General features: G+C 74.1%; 1 protein-coding gene (cut by a window edge). It reads left to right on the forward strand.

The genetic code is table 11. The features are described from left to right. Nucleotides 1–24,054, forward strand: partial view of an SDR family NAD(P)-dependent oxidoreductase gene (locus ACF09J_RS11685; RefSeq protein ID WP_392305216.1) — the 5' portion only. The gene runs 8,667 nt beyond the window's last position; the window shows 24,054 of its 32,721 coding nt (coding positions 1–24,054); the start codon lies at nt 1–3; its stop codon lies beyond the right edge, outside the window.

Raw genomic sequence — 24,054 nt, forward strand, 5'->3', positions numbered from 1 at the left:
ATGAGCACGTCCCCCAACAAGTACGTCGAGGCGCTGCGGTCGTCCCTGAAGGAGATCGAGCGGCTGCGCAAGCAGAACGAGCAGCTCGTCGCCTCGGCGGCGGAGCCGATCGCCGTCGTCGGCATCGGCTGCCGCTTCCCCGGCGGCGTCGCCTCCCCCGAGGACCTGTGGGAGCTCGTCGCCCAGGGCCGCGACGTCATCGGCCCGTTCCCGACCGACCGCGGCTGGGACCTGGACCGGCTGGCGGGCGGCGGCGAGGGCAGCAGCCTCGCCCAGGTCGGCGGCTTCCTCCAGGACGCCGCCGGGTTCGACCCCGCCTTCTTCGGCATCTCGCCGCGCGAGGCCGTCGCCATGGACCCGCAGCAGCGCATCCTCCTGGAGATCGCCTGGGAGGCCCTGGAACGGGCCGGCATCGACCCCTCCACGCTGCGCGGCAGCCGCACGGGCGTGTTCATGGGCACCACGGGCCAGGACTACGCGGAGGTCATCAAGGCGTCCGACGAGGACGCCGAGGTGTACTCCACCACCGGCCACGCCGCCAGTGTGATCTCCGGCCGGCTCTCCTACTTCCTGGGCGCCGAGGGCCCGGCGGTCACCGTCGACACCGGCTGCTCCTCGTCGCTGGTCTCCCTGCACCTGGCCGTGCAGGCCCTGCGGGGCGGCGAGTGCTCCCTGGCCCTGGCGGGCGGCGCGTCCGTCATGGCGACGCCGCACCCGTTCATCGCGTTCACCTCGCAGAGCGGACTGGCCGCCGACGGCCGCTGCAAGCCGTTCTCCGACGACGCCGACGGCACCGGCTGGGCCGAGGGCGCCGGCCTGTTCGTCCTGATGCGGCTGTCCGACGCCCAGCGCGAGGGCCGCCCGGTCCTCGCCGTGCTGCGCGGCTCCGCCATCAACCAGGACGGCGCCTCCAACGGCCTCACCGCCCCCAACGGCCCGTCCCAGCAGCGCGTCATCCGCGCCGCCCTGGACAGCGCGCACCTGACCGGCGCGGACGTCGACGCGGTCGAGGCGCACGGCACCGGCACCACCCTCGGCGACCCCATCGAGGCGCAGGCGCTGATCGCCACCTACGGCCAGGACCGTGAACGGCCGCTGTGGCTCGGCTCCGTCAAGTCGAACATCGGCCACGCCCAGGCCGCCTCCGGCGCCGCGGGCGTGATCAAGATGATCATGGCGATCCAGCAGGGCGTCCTGCCCCGGAGCCTCCACTCCGAACGGCCGACCAGCAACGTCGACTGGACCGCCGGCTCCGTCGAACTCCTCGACCGCGCCGTCGACTGGCCCGAGACCGGCCGCGCCCGCCGGGCCGGTGTCTCCTCGTTCGGCATCAGCGGCACCAACGCCCACCTCATCCTCGAACAGGCCCCCGCCGAGCCCGAGCGCCCCGCCCCGGACCCCGCCGTACGCCCCGCGCTCGTCCCGTGGACCCTGTCCGGCCGCACCGCCGCCGCGCTCGCGGCCCAGCGCGAGCGCCTCGCCGCCCACCTCGCGAGCCACCCGGGCGCCGACCCGCTCGACATCGGCTTCGCGCTCGCCGACGGACGCGCCACCTTCGAGCACCGCGCCGTCCTGCTCTGCGACGGCGCCGACGCCTCCGGCGCCACCGAGATCGCCCACGGCTCGGTCGACGACGGCGCCTCCGCCGTCCTGTTCTCGGGACAGGGCTCGCAGCGCCTCGGCATGGGCCGCGAACTGCACGCCCGATTCCCGGTGTTCGCCGAGGCCTTCGACGAGATCGCCGCCCTGCTCGACGGTCACACCGACCGCCCGCTGCGCGACGTCGTCTGGGGCTCCGACGCCGGCCTGCTGAACGAGACCGGCTGGACCCAGCCCGCGCTGTTCGCCATCGAGGTCGCCCTCTACCGCCTCGTCTCCTCCCTGGGCGTCACCCCCGACTACGTCGGCGGCCACTCCGTCGGTGAGATCGCCGCCGCCCATGTCGCCGGGGTGCTGTCGCTGGAGGACGCGTGCACGCTGGTCGCCGCCCGCGCCCGCCTGATGCAGGAACTGCCGCGGGGCGGTGCGATGCTCGCGGTGCGCGCCACCGAGGAGGAGGTCGCCCCGCATCTGACGGAGCGGGTCTCCATCGCGGCGGTCAACGGGCCGTCGGCGGTGGTCGTCGCCGGTGACGAGGACGAAGTCGCCGCGATCGCCGCGCACTTCGAGGCGCAGGACCGCAAGACCACCCGGCTCAAGGTGAGCCACGCCTTCCACTCGCCGCTCATGGACCCGATGCTGGAGGAGTTCCGCAGCGTCGCCCGCGGCCTCACCTACCACGAGCCGCGCATCCCGGTCGTCTCCAACCTGACCGGCACCGTCGCCGACCCCGCGGACCTGTGCACCGCCGACTACTGGGTGCGTCACGTCCGCGAGGCGGTCCGCTTCGCCGACGGCGTCACCACCCTCGCCGCCCGAGGCGTCACCACCCTCCTCGAAGTCGGCCCCGACGGCGTGCTGTCCGCGATGGCGCAGGAGTCGCTGCCCGAGGGCACCGCCGCCGTCCCGCTGCTGCGCAAGGACCGCCCCGAGGAGGAGTCCGCCCTCACCGGACTCGCCCGGGTGCACGTCCGCGGCCTCACCGTCCGCTGGGCCCGCCTCTTCGACACCACCGGCGCCCTCCGCGCCGACCTGCCCACCTACCCCTTCCAGAACCAGCGGTTCTGGCCGGCCGCGGGCCGCTCCACCCAGGACGTCACCGCCGCCGGACTCGGCTCCGCCGACCACCCACTGCTCGGCGCGGCCGTCGAACTCGCCGACGACGAAGGGTTCCTGTTCACCAGCAGGCTCTCCGTCCACTCCCACCCCTGGCTCGCCGACCACGGCGTCCAGGGCCGCGCCCTGCTGCCCGGCACCGCCTTCGTCGAACTCGCCATCCGCGCGGGCGACGAGGCCGGCTGCGACCGCGTCGAGGAACTCACCCTCGCCGCCCCGCTGGTGCTCCCCGAGCGCGGCGCCGTCCAGCTCCAGGTCCGGGTGGGCGCCCCCGACCCCGCGGGCCGCCGCACGCTCGGCATCTTCTCCCGCGTCGAGGACGGCTTCGACCTGCCCTGGTCCCAGCACGCCACAGGTGTCCTCACCACCGGCGCCGGCGCCCCGGACGCCGCCTTCGACGCCACCGTCTGGCCGCCCGCCGGCGCCGAGCAGGTCGACCTCGACGGCTGCTACGAGCGCCTGGCCGGCCTCGGCTTCGACTACGGGCCCGCCTTCCGGGGCCTGCGCGCCGCCTGGCGCCGCGGCACCGACGTGTTCGCCGAGGTCGCCGTCCCCGAGAACGCCGGCACCGACCCCGCCGACTTCGGCCTGCACCCCGCGCTCCTGGACGCCGCCCAGCACGCCGCCGCCTACACCGACCTCGGCGCCATCAGCCGGGGCGGACTGCCGTTCGCCTGGCAGGGCGTGCACCTCGCCGCCTCCGGCGCCACCACCGTCCGCGCCCGGATCACCTCCTCGGGCGAGGACACCGTCTCCATCGCCGTGTACGACACCGCGGGCGGCACCGTCCTGTCCGTGGACTCGCTGGTCTCCCGCGCCGTCCCCAAGGACAGCCCCGGCACCGCGGGAGCCGTCCACCGCGACTCCCTCTTCCGGGTCGAGTGGACCCCGCTGCGCAGCCCGTCCGGGCAGCTCCCGGAGACCGTCGCCCTCGTCGGCGCCGACCCGGACGGGCTCGCCGACGCGCTGCGCGCCAACGGCGTCCAGGTCACCGTCCACCCCGACCTGACCGCGCTGGCCGCGGACACCGCCCCGGTGCCCGGGATCGTCCTCACCACCGTGCCAGGGGAGCAGGACACCCCCGCCGCCGACGCCGCCCACTCCACCGCCGCCGCCGTGCTCGGCCTGGCCCAGGACTGGCTGGCGGGGGACCGGTTCGCCGACGCCCGGCTCGTCCTCGTCACCCGCGACGCCACCGCGGGCGGTGACCTGCCGGCCGCCGCGGCCGCCGGTCTGATCCGCACCGCCCGCACCGAGAACCCCGGCCGCTTCGCCCTCCTCGACCTCGCCGCCGACGCGCCCATCGCCCCCGCGGCGCTGGTGGCCGCCCTGACCGCCGCGTACGACGAACCCGACCTCGCCGTACGCGGCTCCGACGTACTCACCGCCCGGCTGGCCCGGGTGCCCGCGCCCGACGCCCCCGCCGACTGGAACCCGGACGGCACGGTCCTGATCACCGGCGGCACCGGCGGACTCGGCGGCGTCCTCGCCCGTCACCTCGTCACCGAACGCGGCGTCCGCCATCTGCTGCTCGCCGGCCGCCGCGGCCCGGCCGCCGACGGCGCCCGCGCCCTCGCCGACGAACTCACCGCACTCGGCGCCTTCGTCGACATCGCCGCGTGCGACGTCGCCGACCGGGAGGCGCTCACCGCGCTCCTCGCCCGGGTGCCCGCCGAGCACCCGCTGAGCGCGGTGGTGCACACCGCCGGCGTGGTCGACGACGGCGTCATCGGCTCCCTCACCGCCGAGCGCCTCGACACCGTGCTGCGGCCCAAGGCCGACGCCGCCTGGCACCTGCACGAGCTCACCCGGGACCTGGACCTGGACGCGTTCGTGCTCTTCTCCTCCGTCGCCGCCACCCTCGGCAGCCCCGGACAGGGCAACTACGCGGCCGGCAACGCCTTCCTGGACGCCCTCGCCGCCCACCGGCACGCCCTCGGCCTGCCCGCCACCTCCCTCGCCTGGGGGCCCTGGACCCAGAGCGTCGGTATGACCAGCACGCTGTCCGACATCGACGTCGAGCGCATCGCCCGCTCCGGCATGCCGCCGCTCACCGTCGAACAGGGCCTCGCCCTCTTCGACGCGGCCCTCACCACCGGCGGCCCCGCCCTCCTGCCGGTCCGCCTCGACCTGGCCGTGCTGCGCACCCAGGGCGAGATCGCGCCGCTGCTGCGCGGACTGATCCGCACCACCGTGCGCCGCGCCGCCGCCCAGGCCTCGGTGACCGCCGACAGCCTCGCCCAGCGACTGGCAGGCCTGGACGCCGCCGCCCGCCGCGAGACCCTCCTCGGCCTGGTCCGCACCCAGATCGCCCAGGTCCTCGGCCACGCCGACGCCGACCAGGTGGAAGCCGCGCGCCAGTTCCAGGACCTCGGCTTCGACTCGCTGACCGCGGTCGAACTGCGCAACGGACTCAACGCCGCCACCGGTCTGCGGCTGCCCGCGACCATGGTGTTCGACTACCCGACGCCGAACGCGCTCGCCGACCACCTGAGCGACGAACTCCTCGGCACCGCCGACGACACACCCCTGCCCACCCCCGCCGGCACCCTCCCGGCCACCACCGACGACCCGATCGTCATCGTCGGCATGGCCTGCCGCTACCCGGGCGGCGTCACCTCGCCCGAGGACCTGTGGCGCCTGGTCAGCGAGGGCGTCGACGCCACCGGCCCGTTCCCCGTGAACCGCGGCTGGGACGTCGACAACCTCTACGACCCGGACCCCGACCGCCCCGGGCACACCTATGTGCGCGCCGGCGGATTCCTGCACGACGCGGGCTCCTTCGACGCCGACTTCTTCGGCATGAGCCCGCGCGAGGCACTCTCCACCGACTCCCAGCAGCGCCTGCTGCTCGAACTGTCCTGGGAGGCCGTCGAGCGGGCCGGCATCGACCCGCTCAGCCTGCGCGGCAGCCGCACCGGCGTCTTCGCCGGCGTCATGTACAACGACTACGGCACCATCCTCACCGGCGACGAGTACGAGGCCTTCCGCGGCAACGGCAGCGCCCCCAGCGTCGCCTCGGGACGCGTCTCGTACACCCTTGGCCTGGAGGGCCCGGCCGTCACCGTCGACACCGCCTGCTCCTCCTCCCTCGTCGGCATGCACCTCGCCGCCCAGGCCCTGCGCACGGGCGAGTGCACGCTCGCCCTGGCCGGCGGTGTCACCGTCATGTCGACACCCAGCACCTTCGTCGACTTCTCCCGCCAGCGCGGCCTCGCCGCCGACGGCCGCTCCAAGGCGTTCGCCGAGGCCGCCGACGGCGTCGCCTGGTCCGAGGGCGTCGGCATGCTCGTCCTGGAGCGGCAGGCCGACGCGATCCGCAACGGCCACGAGATCCTCGCCGTGCTGCGCGGGTCCGCCGTCAACCAGGACGGCGCCTCCAACGGCCTCACCGCCCCCAACGGGCCCTCCCAGCAGCGGGTCATCCGCCAGGCCCTCGCCAGCGGCGGACTGTCCCCCGACGACGTCGACGTCGTCGAGGCGCACGGCACCGGCACCACCCTGGGCGACCCCATCGAGGCCCAGGCGCTCATCGCCACCTACGGCCGCGACCGCGACCCCGAGCGGCCCCTGTGGCTCGGCTCCGTGAAGTCCAACATCGGACACACCCAGGCCGCCGCGGGCGTCGCCGGCGTCATCAAGATGATCATGTCGATGCGGCACGGTGTGCTCCCGCGGACCCTGCACGTGGACGCCCCGTCCTCGCACGTCGACTGGGACGCCGGAGCCGTCGAACTGCTCACCGAGCAGACCGAGTGGCCCGGGACGGACCGGGTGCGGCGTGCCGGTGTCTCCTCCTTCGGCATCAGCGGCACCAACGCCCACGTCATCATCGAGCAGCCGGCCGCCACCCCGGCCCCGGCCGCCCCGCGCGGCCCCGCCGGGGAACTCCCGGCCGCCCCCTGGGCGCTGTCCGCGAAGACCCCCGAGGCGCTGCGCGACCAGGCCGCCCGGCTGCTCGCCCATGTCGAGGCCCACCCCGAGGCCCACCCGGCCGACATCGCGTACTCGCTGCTCACCAGCCGTTCCGTCTTCGACCACCGCGCCGTCGTCGCCGGCGCCGACCGCACCGAGGCGCTGCGCGCCCTCGCGGCCCTCGCCGCCGGCGCCGACGACGGCGCGCTGCTGACCGGCACCGCCCGCGGCGACCGCACCGCGTTCGTGTTCTCCGGCCAGGGCTCCCAGCGGTTGGGCATGGGCCGTGAGCTGTACGGCCGCTACCCGGTGTTTGCGGAGGCGCTGGACGCCGTACTGGCCGTCCTGGACGGCGAGTTGGAGGGTTCGCTGCGGGAGGTGATGTGGGGTGAGGACGCCGGTCCGCTGAACGAGACCGGCTGGACCCAGCCCGCGCTGTTCGCCGTCGAGGTGGCGCTGTACCGTCTGGTGGAGTCGTGGGGCATGCGGCCCGACTTCGTGGCCGGTCACTCCATCGGCGAGATAGCCGCCGCGCACGTCGCCGGGGTGCTCAGCCTGGAGGACGCCTGTCGTCTCGTCGCCGCCCGCGCGACCCTCATGCAGGCGCTGCCCCGGGGCGGCGCCATGATCGCTGTCGAGGCCACCGAGGACGAGGTCCGCCCGCTCCTCACCGACGACGTCTCCCTCGCCGCGGTCAACGGACCGTCGTCCGTGGTCGTCTCCGGCACCGAGGCCGCCGCCCTCGCGGTCGCCGAGCACTTCACCGAGCAGGGACGGCGCACCAGCCGGCTGCGCGTCAGCCACGCCTTCCACTCTCCGCTGATGACGCCGATGCTCGACGAGTTCCGTTCCGTGGCCGAGGGGTTGGTGTTCGCGGCACCGGCGATCCCGGTGGTGTCGAACCTGACCGGTGCCCTCGCCACGGCCGAGGAACTGTGCTCGGCCGACTACTGGGTGCGTCACGTCCGCGAGGCCGTCCGGTTCGCCGACTGCGTCGGCACCCTCGGCGAGCACGGCGTCACCACCTTCGTCGAACTCGGCCCCGACGGCGTGCTGTCCGCCCTGGCACAGCGGTCCGCCACCGAGGGCGCCGTCACCGTGCCGCTGCTGCGCAAGGACCGGGACGAGGAGCAGTCCCTCCTCAGCGCCCTGGGCCGGCTGCACGTCCTCGGCATCGACGCCGACTGGGCGTCCGCGTTCACCGGCGGCGGTGCCGCCCGCGTCGACCTGCCGACCTACGCCTTCCAGCACCGCTGGTACTGGCCCACGGCCCGAGCGGCGCATCCGCACGACATGCGCGCCGCCGGACTCGGCTCCGCCTCCCACCCGCTGCTCGGCGCGGCCGTGGAACTCCCCGCTGGGGAAGGCGTGTTGTTCACGGGTCGGCTGTCCCTCCCGTCGCATCCCTGGCTCGCCGACCACGCGGTCATGGGCACGGTGCTGCTGCCGGGCACGGCTTTCGTCGACCTCGCGATCCGCGCGGGTGACGAGGTCGGTTGCGGTCAGGTCGAGGACCTCACCCTCGCGGCGCCGCTGACCCTGCCGCAGGACGGCGCCGTACTGCTCCAGGTGCGCGTGGCCGGTGCCGACGACGACGGCCGGCGCACCGTCACCGTGCACGCGCGTCCCGAGGACGCCACGGACGGCGTCTGGACGCTGCACGCCACCGGCACACTGTCCGACACCGCCCCCGCAGGCACCGACTTCGACACCAGTGTGTGGCCGCCGGCCGGCGCGGAGGCCGTCGACGCCGAGGACTGCTACGAGCGCTTCGCCGCGCGCGGCTTCGCCTACGGTCCGCTCTTCCAGGGCCTTACGGCGGCCTGGAGGACCGGTGACGCGCTGTATGCCGAGGTCGTGCTGCCCGAGGAGGACAACGAGGACGCGGCCGGCTTCGCCGTGCACCCCGCCCTGCTCGACGCCGCCCTGCACCCCGCGCTGCTCACCGACGACGACGCCGGCCTCCCGTTCTCCTGGGAGGGCGTCAGCCTGCACGCCTCCGGTGCCACCGCGCTGCGCGTCCGCCTCGCCCCGGCGGGGCCGAACGCGCTGTCCGTCACCGCCGCCGACCCGGCCGGCCGGCCCGTGGTCTCCATCGCCCGGCTGCTCGCCCGCCCGGTCGACGCCGGCCGGTTGACCGGCGACGCCGGACACCTGCGCGACGCGCTCTTCCGCCTCGACTGGACCCCGGTCCCGCTGCCGGAGGGCACGGGCTCAGCGGGCCTCGCCCTGCTGGGCCCGGACACCGACGACCTGGCCGAAGCCCTCGGCGACGGCGCCGTCCGGTATGCGACTCTGGCCGATCTGCTCGCTGCCGACGCGCCGGCTCCCGGTGCCGTGCTGGTTCCGCTGCCGGCCGGTTCCGACGCCGATGACACGCCGGGCTCCGTGCACACGCGGACCGCTGCGGCTCTGGCCCTTCTCCAGGAGTGGCTGACGGAGGACCGGCTCAGCGGTTCCCGTCTGGTGCTTGTCACCCGGGGTGCCGTCGCCACCGACGACGCCCCGGTGACCGACCTTGCCGCCGCCGCTGTGCTGGGTCTGGTGCGTACCGCGCAGACGGAGAACCCCGGCGCCTTCGGGTCGGTCGACCTTGACGGTGCCTCCCACTCCGTTCTCGCTCGCGCGCTGGCCCTTGACGAGCCGCAGCTCGCGCTGCGCGGCGGCCGTGCCCTTGCCGCCCGCCTGACCCGCGCCACCGCCGATCCCGCGGCCGGGGCCGTGTGGTCGTCGGAGGGGACGGTGCTGGTGACGGGCGGTACCGGTGGTCTCGGTGGTCTGGTGGCCCGTCACCTGGTCACCGAGCGTGGGGTGCGGCGTCTGCTGCTGACCAGCCGTTCCGGTCCGGACGCCGCGGGCGCCGGTGAGCTGGTGGCGGAGCTTGAGGGACTGGGTGCCGAGGTCTCGGTCGTGGCGTGTGACGTCGCCGACCGGGACGCGGTGACCGCGCTGGTCGCGGAGCACCCGCTGACCGCGGTCGTGCACACGGCCGGTGTTCTCGACGACGGTGTGCTCGGCTCGCTGACCGGCGAGCGTCTTGCCACGGTGCTGCGGCCCAAGGTGGACGGCGCGTGGAACCTGCACGAGGCGACGCGTGACCTGGACCTGGACGCGTTCGTGGTCTTCTCGTCCGTCGCCGGTGTCTTCGGCGGCGCGGGTCAGGCCAACTACGCGGCCGGCAACGCCTTCCTGGACGCCCTCGCCGCCCACCGCCAGGCCCTCGGCCTGCCCGCCGTCTCCCTCGCCTGGGGTCCCTGGCAGCAGGGTGCGGGCATGACGGCCCGGCTCGACGAGCGTGATGTCCGCCGGGCCGCCGAGTCCGGGATGCCGCTCATCACCGCCGAGCAGGGTCTCGCCCTCCTCGACGCCGCCCTGACCACCGGTGAGGCCGCTCTCGTCACCAGCCGCCTGGACCTCGCCGCCTTCCGCGGCCGTCCGGAGGTCCCGGCCCTGCTGCGCGGGCTGATCCGCACCCCCGTGCGCCGCACCGCCGCGACCGGGGCCGCCGAGGGCGCGGACGCCGGACTCGTCCAGCGGCTCTCCCGGCTCGACCGGGAGCAGCGCCACGAGGTCCTGCTCGACCTGGTCCGCGCGAGCGCCGCTCTGGTCCTCGGCCACGCCGCCGGCTCCGACATCGACGCCGACCGTGCCTTCCGCGACCTCGGCTTCGACTCCCTCACCGCCGTCGAACTCCGCAACCGCCTGCGCACCGCCACCGGTCTGCGCCTGTCGGCCACCATGGTCTTCGACCACCCCACGCTGTCCGCTCTCGCCGACCACCTGCTCACCGAGCTGTTCGGCGCCGAGACCGAGACACCGACCCCGGTCACGCTGCTGCCGCCGGCCGGCGACGACCCGATCGTGATCGTCGGCATGGCCTGCCGCTTCCCCGGCGACGTCACCTCGCCCGAGGACCTGTGGCGCCTGGTCAGCGAGGGCGCCGACGCCATCACCGACTTCCCGGCCAACCGCGGCTGGAACGTGGACGGCCTCTACCACCCGGACCCCGAGCACACCGGCACCTCGTACACCCGTTCCGGTGGATTCCTGCACGACGCGGGCGACTTCGATCCCGGCTTCTTCGGCATGAGCCCCCGCGAGGCGCTCGCGACGGACTCCCAGCAGCGCCTGCTCCTCGAGACCTCCTGGGAGGCGATCGAGCGGGCCGGTATCGACCCGCTGAGCCTCCGTGAGAGCCGCACCGGCGTCTTCGCCGGCGTCATGTACCACGACTACGGCAGCCTCCTGGGCGGCAAGGAGTTCGAGGGCTTCCAGGGCCAGGGCAGCGCGGGCAGCGTCGCCTCCGGCCGGGTCTCGTACACCTTCGGCTTCGAGGGTCCCGCGGTCACGGTCGACACCGCCTGCTCGTCCTCCCTGGTCGCCCTGCACTGGGCCGCCCAGGCGCTGCGGTCCGGTGAGTGCACGCTCGCCCTGGCCGGCGGCGTGACCGTCATGTCGACGCCCAGCACCTTCATCGAGTTCTCCCGCCAGCGGGGGCTCGCCCCCGACGGCCGCTCCAAGGCGTTCGCCGAGTCCGCGGACGGCGTCGGCTGGTCCGAGGGCGTCGGCATGCTCCTCCTCGAGCGCCAGTCCGACGCGATCCGCAACGGCCACGAGATCCTCGCGGTCGTCCGCGGCTCCGCCGTCAACCAGGACGGCGCCTCCAACGGCCTCACCGCCCCCAACGGCCCCTCCCAGCAGCGCGTCATCCGCCAGGCCCTCGCCGGCGGCGGACTCTCGGCCGGCGACGTGGACGCCGTCGAGGCACACGGCACCGGTACGACCCTCGGCGACCCGATCGAGGCCCAGGCCCTGATCGCCACCTACGGCCAGAACCGCACCGACGAGCAGCCCCTGTGGCTCGGCTCGCTGAAGTCGAACATCGGCCACACGCAGGCCGCGGCCGGTGTCGCCGGTGTCATCAAGATGGTCATGGCGATGCGCCACGGCGTGCTGCCCCGCACCCTGCATGTGGATGCCCCGTCGTCCCACGTCGACTGGACCGAAGGCGCCGTCGAACTGCTCACCGAGCAGACCGAGTGGCCCGAGACGGACCGGGTGCGCCGCGCCGGTGTCTCCTCCTTCGGCATCAGCGGTACGAACGCCCACGTCATCCTGGAGCAGCCGGTCGCCGCACCGGCGCCGGAGACGGCCGGCGCGGACGGCGCCGAACCCGCCGTCGTCCCGCTGGTCCTCTCCGCCAAGTCGCCGGAGGCGCTGCGCGACCAGGCCGCCCGCCTGCTCGACACGGTCCGCGAGCCCACGGCGCCGCGCCCGCTCGACCTCGGCCACTCGCTGGCGACCAGCCGTTCCGCCTTCGACCACCGCGCCGTCGTCCTGGCCACCGGCCAGGAGGATGCCCTCCGCGCCCTGACCGCCCTCGCCGACGGCGAGACGGACCCCGCCACGGTCACCGGCCGCACCCGGCCGGGCCGCCGTGCGGCGTTGTTCCCGGGTCAGGGTTCGCAGCGGTTGGGGATGGGTCGTGGGCTGTACGGCCGGTTCCCGGAGTTCGCGGAGGCGCTGGATGCCGTACTGGTGGTGCTCGATGGTGAGTTGGAGGGTTCGCTGCGGGAGGTGATGTGGGGTGAGGACGCCGGTCTGCTGAACGAGACCGGTTGGACTCAGCCCGCGCTTTTCGCGTTTGAGGTGGCCCTCTACCGGCTGGTGGAGTCGTGGGGTGTGAGGCCGGACTTCGTGGCCGGTCACTCGATCGGTGAGATCGCCGCCGCGCATGTGGCCGGGGTGTTCTCGCTGGAGGACGCCGCCCGCCTGGTGGCCGCCCGTGGCCGCCTGATGCAGGCGCTCCCGGCCGGTGGCGCGATGGTCGCCGTCCAGGCCACCGAGGACGAGGTCGTCCCGTACCTCAGCGACGAGGTGTCGATCGCCGCACTCAACGGACCCGCCTCGGTGGTCGTCTCGGGTGTTGAAGGCGCCGTACTGGAGGTCGCGGCACGCTTCGAGGCGGAGGGCCGCAAGGCGACGACGCTTCGGGTGTCGCACGCGTTCCACTCGCCGCTGATGGATCCGATGCTGGACGAGTTCCGCACGGTGGCCGAGGGACTGTCCTTCGCCGCCCCGGTGATCCCGGTGGTGTCGAACCTGACGGGTTCCCTGGCCACGGCCGAGGAGTTGTGCTCGCCCGAGTACTGGGTCCGTCACGTCCGCGAGGCGGTCCGCTTCGCTGACGGGGTGGCCACGCTCGAAGAGCAGGGTGTGACGACCTTCCTGGAACTGGGCCCGGACGGGGTCCTCTCCGCGATGGCCCAGGAGTCGCTGACCGGCGACGAGACCGTCACCGTCCCGGTCCTGCACAAGAACCGCGACGAGGAGACCGCTGCCCTGACCGCCCTCGCCGTGCTGCACACGGCGGGCCTGCGGATCGACTGGAACGCGTTCTTCGCCGGCACCGGCGCCACCCGTGTCGACCTGCCGACCTACGCGTTCCAGCACACCACCTACTGGCCCAGCGGCGCGCACTCCGCCGGGGACGCCGCGGCCGTCGGCCTCACCGCCGCCGGACACCCGCTGCTCAACGGCTCGGTGCAGCTCGCCGAGGGCGAGGGCGTGCTGTTCACCGGCCGCCTCTCCCTCCAGTCGCATCCCTGGCTCGCCGACCACGCCGTCCACGGCACCGTCCTGCTGCCCGGCACCGCCCTGCTCGACCTCGCCTTCCGCGCGGGCGACGAGGCCGGCTGCGACCGCGTCGAGGAACTCACCCTCGCCGCCCCGCTGGTGCTGCCCGAGCGCGGCGCCGTCCAGATCCAGGTCAGGGTCGGCGTGGCCGACGAGACCGGCCGGCGCGCCGTCACCGTCCACTCGCGCCCCGAGGACGCGGCCGACGTGTCGTGGACGCAGCACGCCGGCGGCACCCTGGTGCCGGGCGGCACCCCCGGCGACACCGGCTTCGACGCCACCGTGTGGCCGCCGGCCGGCGCTGAAGCCCTCGACACCGACGGCTGCTACGACCGCTTCACCGCCCTCGGCTTCGGCTACGGCCCCGCCTTCCAGGGTCTGAAGGCCGCCTGGAGAGCCGGGGACGTCCTCTACGCGGAGGTCGTCCTCCCGGAGGCCGGCGCCGCCGACGACGAGTCCGGCTTCGGCCTGCACCCCGCGCTGCTCGACGCCGCCCTGCACGCCTCGCTCGTCGCCCACGACGGCGAGGAGGGCAACGGCGGGCTGCCGTTCGCCTGGGAGGGCGCGGTGCTGCACGCCACCGGCGCCACCGCGCTGCGGGTCCGGCTGACCCCGACCGACGAGGCCGGGCAGTCCGTCTCGATCGCCGTCTGCGACACCGCCGGTCAGCCGGTCGCCTCCGTCGACCGGCTCCTGGTACGGCCCGTCACCGGCGACCAGCTCAACGAGGCCGCCGGCATCGCCCGCGACGCCCTGTTCGCCCTCGGCTGGACCCCGCTCCCGCAGGACGGCGACATCCCGGCAGCCGTCGCGCTCGTCGGCCCGGACACCACCGGGCTCGCCGCGGACCTGACCGCGGCCGGCGCCGCCGTCACGGCCCACCGGGACCTGACCGCCCTCGCGGCGGACGGCACCGACATCCCCGGCACCGTCGTCGTCACCGTCGACGGCACCGCCGCACCGGTCGCCGAGGCCGCGCACACCGTGGCCGCCGACGCCCTCGCCCTCGCCCAGCAGTGGACGGCCGAGGACCGGTTCGCCGGGGCCCGGCTGGTGTTCGCGACCAGCGGCGCCGTCGAGGCGGGCGGCTCCCAGGTCACCGACGTCGCAGCCGCCGCGGTCTGGGGCCTCGTGCGCTCCGCCCAGTCCGAGAGCCCGGACACCTTCGTGCTCGTCGACCGGGAAGCGGCCGACGCCGCCGGCGACGCCGCCGCACGCGGGAGCCTGTTCCTGGCGGCGCTCGGCAGCGGCGAACCGCAGCTCGCGCTCCGCGACGACGTGGTCCTGGCCGGCCGCCTCGCCCGCTTCGACTCCGCCGGCGCCCTCACACTGCCGGCCGAGCGGGCCTGGCGCCTCGACAGCGTCACGCCGGGCAGCATCAACGGCCTCGCCCTCACCCCGTACCCGGAGGCCCTGGAGCCGCTCACCGGCCACCAGGCCCGTATCGAGATCCGCGCCGCCGGCCTCAACTTCCGCGACGTCCTCAAGGCCCTCGGCATGTATCCGGGCGATGCCGGGCAGTTCGGCCACGAGGCCGCCGGTGTGGTCGTCGAGGTCGGCCCGGACGTCACCCATGTCGCCCCCGGCGACCGGGTCATGGGCATGGTCTCCGGCAGCTTCGCCTCGCTCGCCGTGACCGACGCCCGCCGCCTCACCCGCCTCCCGGAGCACTGCACCTGGGAGACCGGCGCCTCCCTGCCGCTGGTGTTCCTCACCGCCTACCACGCGCTGAAGGAACTCGGCGGACTGACAGCGGGGGAGAAGGTCCTCATCCACGCCGGTGCCGGCGGTGTCGGCATGGCGGCGATCCAGATCGCCCGCCACTTCGGCGCGGAGGTCTTCGCGACGGCCGGTGAGGCCAAGATGGACGTGCTGCGCTCCCTCGGGGTCGCCGACGACCACATCGCCTCCTCCCGCACCCTCGACTTCGAGGCGGCCTTCGCCGCCGTCGCGGGCGAGAACGGGCTCGACGTCGTACTGAACTCCCTGGCCGGCGAGTTCGTCGACGCCTCGATGCGGCTGCTCGGCACGGGCGGCCGGTTCCTGGAGATGGGCAAGACCGACATCCGCGAGGACGACTTGGTCCCGGACGGCATCACCTACCAGTCCTTCGACCTCGCCTACGTGGACCCGGAGGCGATCGGCGCCATGGGCCGCGAGCTGACGGAACTGTTCGCCGCCGGACACCTCCACCCGCTGCCGGTCCGTGCCTGGGACATCCGGCACGCCAGTGACGCCTTCCGCCACATGAGCATGGCCAGGCACATCGGCAAGATCGTGCTGACCGTGCCCCGCGCCTGGTCGTCCGAGGGGACGGTGCTGGTGACGGGCGGCACGGGTGGCCTGGGCGGTCTGGTGGCCCGTCACCTCGTCACGGAGCGCGGGGTGCGGCGTCTGCTGCTGACCAGCCGCTCCGGTCCGGACGCCGCGGGCGCACGTGAGCTGGTGGCGGAGCTTGAGGGCCTGGGCGCCGAGGTCTCGGTCGCGGCGTGCGACGTCGCCGACCGGGACGCGGTGGACGCGCTCATCGCGGGGATCCCGGCGGAGCACCCGCTCGCCGCGGTGGTGCACACGGCCGGTGTGCTGGACGACGGTGTGCTCGGTTCCCTCACCGGGGAGCGGCTCGCGGCCGTTCTGCGGCCCAAGGTGGAGGGCGCCTGGAACCTCCACGAGGCCACCCGAGGCCTCGACCTTGACGCGTTCGTGGTGTTCTCGTCCGTCGCCGGTGTCTTCGGCGGCGCGGGGCAGGCCAACTACGCCGCCGGCAACGCCTTCCTGGACGCCCTGACCGCCCACCGCCAGTCCCTCGGACTGCCGGGCCTCTCGCTCGCCTGGGGCGCCTGGGCGCAGGGTGCGGGCATGACGGCCGGGCTCGACGAGCGTGATGTCCGCCGGGCCGCCGAGTCCGGGATGCCGCTCATCACCGTCGAGCAGGGCCTCGCCCTCTTCGACGCCGCACTCACCACCGGCAGCGCCGCCCTCGTACCGGTCCGCCTGGACCTCGCCGTGCTGCGCGCCCGGGGAACCGTCGCACCGCTGATGCGCGGGCTCGTCCGCGCCCCCGCCCGGCGCGCGGCGGCCACCGCCGCCACGGGCGACACCGGGCTCGTCGAGCGGCTCACCCGGCTGCGGCGCGCCGAACGGCGCGACGCCCTGCTCACCCTGGTCCGCGAACAGGCCGCGCTGGTGCTCGGCCACTCCGGCGGCGGCGGCATCGACCCGTCCCGCGCCTTCCGCGACCTCGGCTTCGACTCGCTCACCGCGGTCGAACTCCGCAACCGGCTCGGCGCCGCCACCGGCGTCCGCCTCTCCGCCACAGCAGTCTTCGACTACCCGACCGTCGTCGCCCTCGTCGACCACCTGCTCACCGAACTCCTGGGCCCCGACACCGAGCCGGGAGACGAGGAGGCCGTACCGGCCGAGGCGCTCCCGGACGACGACCCGATCGTGATCGTCGGCATGAGCTGCCGCTTCCCCGGCGGCATCGCCTCGCCCGAGGACCTGTGGCGACTGCTCGGCGAAGGCGCCGACGTCATCTCGGACTTCCCCGTCAACCGCGGCTGGGACGTCGACTCGCTGTACGACCCGGACCCGGCCCACACCGGCACGTCGTACACCCGCTCCGGCGGCTTCCTGCACAACGCCGCCGACTTCGACGCCGACTTCTTCGGCATGAGCCCGCGTGAGGCGATGGCCACCGACTCGCAGCAGCGCCTGCTGCTCGAGTCGACGTGGGAGGCCATCGAGCGGGCCGGCATCGACCCCGTCACCCTGCGGGGCAGCCGCACCGGCGTCTTCGCCGGCGTCATGTACAGCGGCTACGGCACCGCGCTCGACGGCGACGAGTTCGAGGGCTTCCAGGGCCAGGGCAGCGCGCTGAGCGTCGCCTCCGGCCGGGTCTCGTACACGTTCGGCTTCGAGGGCCCGGCGATGACCATCGACACCGCGTGCTCGTCGGCGCTGGTCGCCCTGCACGTCGCGGCGCAGGCGCTGCGGTCGGGCGAGTGCTCGCTCGCGCTGGCCGGCGGTGTCACCGTCATGTCGATCCCGGACACTTTCGTCGAGTTCTCCCGCCAGCGGGGTCTGTCGCCCGACGGACGGTGCAAGCCGTTCTCCGAGTCGGCGGACGGCGTCGGCTGGTCCGAGGGCGTCGGCATGCTCCTGCTCGAGCGGCAGTCCGACGCGATCCGCAACGGCCACCGCGTCCTCGCCGTGGTCCGCGGTTCCGCCGTCAACCAGGACGGCGCCTCCAACGGCCTGACCGCTCCGAACGGTCCGTCGCAGCAGCGCGTCATCCGCCAGGCCCTCGCCAGCGGCGGACTCTCGACCAGTGACGTGGACGCCGTCGAGGCGCACGGAACCGGTACGACCCTTGGCGACCCGATCGAGGCCCAGGCCCTGATCGCCACCTACGGGCAGAACCGCCCGGAGGACCGGCCCCTGCTGCTCGGCTCCGTGAAGTCCAACATCGGGCACACGCAGGCCGCGGCCGGCGCCGCCGGCGTCATCAAGATGGTCATGGCGATGCAGCACGGTGTGCTGCCCCGCAGCCTCAACATCTCCGAGCCGTCCTCGCACGTGGACTGGAGCGCCGGCGCCGTCGAACTGCTCACCGAGCAGACCGCCTGGCCGGAGACGGACCGGGTGCGCCGTGCCGGTGTGTCGTCCTTCGGCATCAGCGGTACGAACGCGCACGTCATCCTGGAGCAGCCCGCCAAGGTGATTCAGGGCACGGTGGTCGGTGCCTCGGCGCCGGAGGCGGACGTGGTGGAGCCCGCGGTGGTGCCGTGGGTGCTGTCCGGCAAGACGCCGGAGGCGCTGCGCGACCAGGCCGCCCGCCTGCTCGCCGCGGTCACCGAGGAGCCGGCACCGCGTCCGGTCGACGTGGCGCTCTCCCTCTCGACCCGGCGTTCGCTGTTCGCCCACCGCGGTGCGGTGCTGGTCGGTGAGCACGAGGAGACGGTGCGCGCGCTGGCCGCCCTCGCCGACGGCGAGCCCCACCCCTCCGTCACCATCGGTACCGCCACGTCGGGCCGTCGTGCGGCGTTGTTCTCGGGTCAGGGTTCGCAGCGGCTCGGGATGGGTCGTGGGCTGTACGGCCGGTTCCCGGTGTTCGCGGAGGCGCTGGATGCCGTACTGGCGGTCCTGGATGGTGAGTTGGGGGGTTCGCTGCGGGAGGTGATGTGGGGTGAGGACGCCGGTCTGCTGAACGAGACGGGTTGGACTCAGCCCGCGCTCTTCGCGATTGAGGTGGCTCTCTACCGGCTGGTGGAGTCGTGGGGTGTGAGGCCGGACTTCGTGGCCGGTCACTCGATCGGTGAGATCGCCGCCGCGCATGTCGCCGGGGTGTTCTCGTTGGAGGACGCCGCCCGCCTGGTGGCCGCCCGTGGCCGCCTGATGCAGGCGCTCCCGGCCGGTGGCGCGATGGTCGCCGTCCAGGCCACCGAGGACGAGGTCGTCCCGCACCTCACCGACGAGGTGTCGATCGCCGCACTCAACGGACCGACGTCCGTGGTCGTGTCCGGTGAGGAAGACGCGGTGCTGGAGCTGGCCGCACGCTTCGAGGCGGAGGGCCGCAAGGCCACCCGGCTTCGGGTGTCCCACGCGTTCCACTCGCCGCTGATGGACCCGATGCTGGACGAGTTCCGCACGGTGGCCGAGGGACTGTCCTACGACGCCCCGGAGATCCCGGTGGTGTCGAACCTGACCGGTTCCCTCGCCACCGCCGAGGAGTTGTGCTCGCCGGAGTACTGGGTGCGTCACGTCCGTGAGGCGGTCCGCTTCGCTGACGGGGTGGCCGCGCTGGAGGCGCAGGGCGTGACCACCTTCCTGGAACTGGGCCCGGACGGGGTCCTCTCCGCGATGGCCCAGGAGTCGCTGACCGGCGACGAGACCGTCACCGTCGCGCTGCTGCGCAAGGACCGCGACGAGGAGACGGCCGCCCTGACGGCCCTCGGCCGACTGCACACCACCGGCACCCGCGTCGACTGGGCCGGATTCCTGGCCCCGGCCGGCGCCCGCACCGTCGACCTGCCGACCTACGCCTTCCAGCACCGGCCGTTCTGGCCCACCGGCAAGCGTGGCGCGACGGACGTCAACTCCGTCGGCATCACCGCCGCGGCCCACCCGCTGCTCAACGCGGTCGTCGAACTCGCCGAGGGCGAGGGCCTGGTCCTCACGGGGCGCCTGTCGCTGAACTCGCACCCGTGGCTCGCCGACCACGCCGTCATGGGCACCGTCCTGCTGCCGGGCACCGCCCTGCTGGAACTGGCGCTCCGCGCGGGCGACGAGGTCGGCTGCGACCACGTCGAGGAACTCACCCTGGCCGCCCCGCTGGTCCTCACGGAACAGGGCGCGGTCCGCACCCAGGTGCGGGTGGGCGCCGAGGACGCCGCCGGACGCCGGACCGTCACGATCCACTCGCGCCCGGAGCGGTCCACCGACGCCCCCTGGACCCAGCACGCCACCGGCGTCCTCGCCACCGGGCTCCCGACGGCCGCCGCCCCGTTCGACGCCACGGCGTGGCCGCCGGCGGACGCCGAGCCCGTCGACCTGACCGGCTTCTACGAGGCACGCGAGGCCGAGGGCTTCGCCTACGGTCACGTGTTCCAGGGCCTGCGGGCCGCCTGGCGCCGCGGCGACGAGGTGTTCGCCGAGATCACGCTGCCGGACGGCACGCAGAAGGAAGCCGAGGGCTTCGGCCTCCACCCGGCGCTGCTCGACGCCGGCCTGCACGCCGCCTGGCTCGCGGCCCCGACCGGTGACGGCACGACCGGCAGCGTCCCGTTCTCCTGGAACGGTGTCTCGCTGGTCGCCTCCGGCGCCTCGTCAGTCCGCGTCCGGCTCGGCCGCGACACCGACGGCACGCTGACGCTGGCCGTCGCCGACACCACCGGCGCCCCCGTGGCCGCCGTCCGGGCGCTCACCATGCGCGCCGTGTCCGCGGAGGCGCTCAGCTCCGCCGCGGCACTCGTCCGCGACTCCCTGTTCCGCCTCGACTGGACCCCGGTCACCCCGGCCGAGTCCGCGGAGCCGACGGCGGAGATCGTGGGCGAGGATCCCTTCGGGCTCGCCGAGAGCCTGCGGGCGGCCGGCACCGGGATCGGCCGGCGCGCGTCCCTGGCGGACGACGCCGAACTGCCCGACCTGCTGCTGCTGTCCGTCACCGCCCAGGAGCACGAGGAGGCGGCCGGCATCCCGGCCGTCACCCACGCCCTCACCCGGGACGTGCTGGAACTGGTGCGGACCCGCCTTGAGGACGAGCGCCACGCCGCCACGAAGTTCGTCTTCGTGACCCGGGGTGCGACCACCGGCCACGACCCGGCCGCCGCCGCGGTCTGGGGCCTGGTGCGCTCCGCCCAGTCCGAGAACCCCGGCTGCTTCGGCCTGATCGACCTCGACGCCGAGACCACCCGTCCGCTCCCGCTCGCCGCCCTTCTGGGCGATGAGCCGCAGCTCGCGGTGCGGGGCGATGAACTTCGTGCGGCCCGTCTGGTCCGTCGCCCTGTTCCTGCCACCGAGGCGGTCTCCGCGTTCGGTGGGGAGGGTGCGGTGCTGGTGACGGGTGGTACCGGTGGTCTGGGTGCGGTGCTGGCGCGTCATCTGGTGGCTGTGCATGGTGTGCGTGAGCTGGTGCTGGTCAGTCGTCGTGGTGGTGAGGTCGTGGGTGCGGCCGAGTTGGTGGCGGAGCTGGCGGAGTCGGGTGCGCGGGCCACGGTGGTGGCGTGTGATGTGACGGACCGTGTGGCGGTGGCCGGGTTGGTGGCCGCGCATCCGGTGTCGGCGGTGGTGCATTCGGCCGGTGTGCTGGATGACGGCATGGTCGTCTCGCTGACTGCGGAGCGGTTGTCGGCCGTGTTGCGTCCGAAGGTGGACGCGGTGTGGAACCTGCATGAGGCCACGCGCGGTCTGGACTTGGACGCGTTCGTGGTGTTCTCGTCGGTGGCCGGTGTGTTCGGCAATGCGGGTCAGGCCAACTACGCGGCCGGCAACGCTTTCCTGGACGCTCTGATGGAGCATCGGCGTGCGGCCGGTCTGCCGGGTCTGTCGCTGGCCTGGGGCCCCTGGGAGCAGACCGGCACCGGCGGCATGACCGGCACGCTCTCCGACGCGGAGCTCGAACGGCTCGCCGCCTCCGGAGTGCCCCCGCTCGCCGTCGAACAGGGTCTGGCCCTCTTCGACGCAGCGCTGTCCACCGATGACGCCGCGCTCGTGCCCGTACGGCTCGACCTGCCCGCCCTGCGCGGTCAGGGCGAGGTGCCGCCGCTGCTCCGTTCGCTGATCCGGGGCCGCTCGCGCCGTGCGGCGGTCGCGGGCTCGGCGACGGCGACCGGTCTGCGCGACCGGCTGGCCGTCCTGGACGCGGTCGAGCGACGGGAAGTGCTCGTGGACCTCGTCCGCGGCCAGGTCGCCCTGGTGCTCGGCCACGCCGACGCCACGGCCGTCCACCCCACGCGCGCCTTCCGGGACCTGGGCTTCGACTCCCTCACCTCGGTCGAACTACGCAACCGCCTGAACACGGTCACCGGACTGCGCCTGCCGGCCACGATGGTGTTCGACTACCCGACCGTCGAGGTCCTGGTCGACTTCCTCCTGGACGAGCTCCTCGGCACCGAGGTCGAAGTGCAGCTCGTGCGGCGCGGCACGGCGGCTGTGGCGGACGACCCGATCGTCATCGTGGGCATGGCCTGCCGCTACCCCGGCGGGGTCGCCTCGCCCGAGGACCTGTGGCGCCTGGTCACCGAGGGCACCGACGCCGTCTCCGGCTTTCCCACCAACCGCGGCTGGGACGTGGAGAACCTGTACCACCCGGACCCCGACCACCCCGGCACCGCCTACACCCGTTCCGGCGGATTCCTGCACGAGGCGGGGGAGTTCGACCCCGGCTTCTTCGGGATGAGCCCGCGTGAGGCGCTGGCGACGGACTCGCAGCAGCGGTTGCTGCTCGAGGCGTCGTGGGAGGCGATCGAGCGGGCCGGGATCGACCCGGTCGGTCTGCGGGGCAGCGCGACCGGTGTGTTCGCCGGTGTGATGTACAGCGACTACAGCGCGATGCTGGCGAGCCCCGAGTTCGAGGGCTTCCAGGGCAGCGGCAGCTCCCCGAGCCTCGCCTCGGGCCGCGTGTCCTACACGCTGGGCCTGGAGGGTCCCGCGGTCACCGTCGACACCGCGTGCTCGTCCTCCCTGGTGGCGATGCACTGGGCGATGCAGGCACTGCGCTCGGGTGAGATCTCGCTCGCGCTGGCCGGCGGTGTGACCGTGATGTCGACGCCCGCGGTGTTCGTGGACTTCGCGCGTCAGCGGGGTCTGTCGCCCGACGGACGGTGCAAGGCGTTCTCGGACTCGGCCGATGGTGTCGGCTGGTCCGAGGGTGTCGGCATGCTGGTCCTTGAGCGGCAGTCGGACGCGATTCGCAACGGTCACGAGATCCTCGCGGTCGTCCGGGGCTCGGCCGTCAACCAGGACGGCGCCTCCAACGGTCTGACTGCCCCCAACGGCCCGTCGCAGCAGCGGGTGATCCGGCAGGCGCTCGCCAGCGGCGGGCTCTCGGTGGGCGATGTCGATGTCGTCGAGGCGCACGGTACGGGGACGACGCTGGGTGACCCGATCGAGGCGCAGGCGTTGCTCGCGACCTACGGTCGTGACCGTGACGCGGAGCAGCCGCTGCTGCTGGGTTCGGTGAAGTCGAACATCGGTCACACGCAGGCCGCGGCCGGTGTCGCGGGTGTCATCAAGATGGTCATGGCGATGCGGCACGGGGTGCTCCCGCGCACCTTGCACGTGGACGCGCCGTCGTCCCACGTGGACTGGACGGAAGGCGCGGTCGAGCTGCTCACCGAGCAGACGGAGTGGCCGGAGACGGACCGGGTGCGCCGTGCCGGTGTGTCGTCCTTCGGTATCAGTGGCACGAACGCGCACGTCATCCTGGAGCAGCCGGCGAAGGTGATTCAGGGCACGGTGGTCGGTGCTTCGGCGCCGGAGGCGGACGTGGTGGAGCCCGTGGTGGTCCCGTGGGTGCTGTCCGCCAAGTCGCCGGAAGCGCTGCGCAGCCAGGCGGCGAAGCTGCTCGCCTCGGTGGAGGCACACCTCGACCGCCCGCTCGTGGACGTCGGTTCCTCCCTGGTCACCGCCCGGTCGCTGTTCGAGCACCGCGCGGTTGTCCTCGCCACCGACGTGGACACCGCGGCCCGCGCCCTGGCGGCCCTCGCTGTGGGCGAGTCCGACCCCGCGGCCGTGTCGGGCCCGGCTCGCACCGGTCGCTCGGCGGCGTTGTTCTCGGGTCAGGGTTCGCAGCGGTTGGGGATGGGTCGTGGGCTGTACGGCCGGTTCCCGGTGTTCGCGGAGGCGCTGGATGCCGTACTGGCCGTCCTGGATGGTGAGTTGGGGGGTTCGCTGGGGGAGGTGATGTGGGGTGAGGACGCCGGTCTGCTGAACGAGACCGGTTGGACTCAGCCCGCGCTTTTCGCGGTTGAGGTGGCTCTCTACCGGCTGGTGGAGTCGTGGGGTGTGAGGCCGGACTTCGTGGCCGGTCACTCGATCGGTGAGATCGCCGCCGCGCATGTGGCCGGGGTGTTCTCGTTGGAGGACGCCGCCCGCCTGGTGGCCGCCCGTGGCCGTCTGATGCAGGCGCTGCCTGCTGGTGGTGCGATGGTCGCCGTCCAGGCCACCGAGGACGAGGTCGCTCCGTACCTCAGCGACGAGGTGTCGGTCGCCGCCGTCAACGGACCTGCGTCCGTGGTGGTTTCCGGTACCGAAGGAGCCGTGCTGGAGGTCGCCGCACGGTTCGAG

Origin of the sequence: Streptomyces sp. NPDC014889 (assembly GCF_043081205.1) — a bacterium.
Classification (GTDB): Bacteria; Actinomycetota; Actinomycetes; order Streptomycetales; family Streptomycetaceae; genus Streptomyces.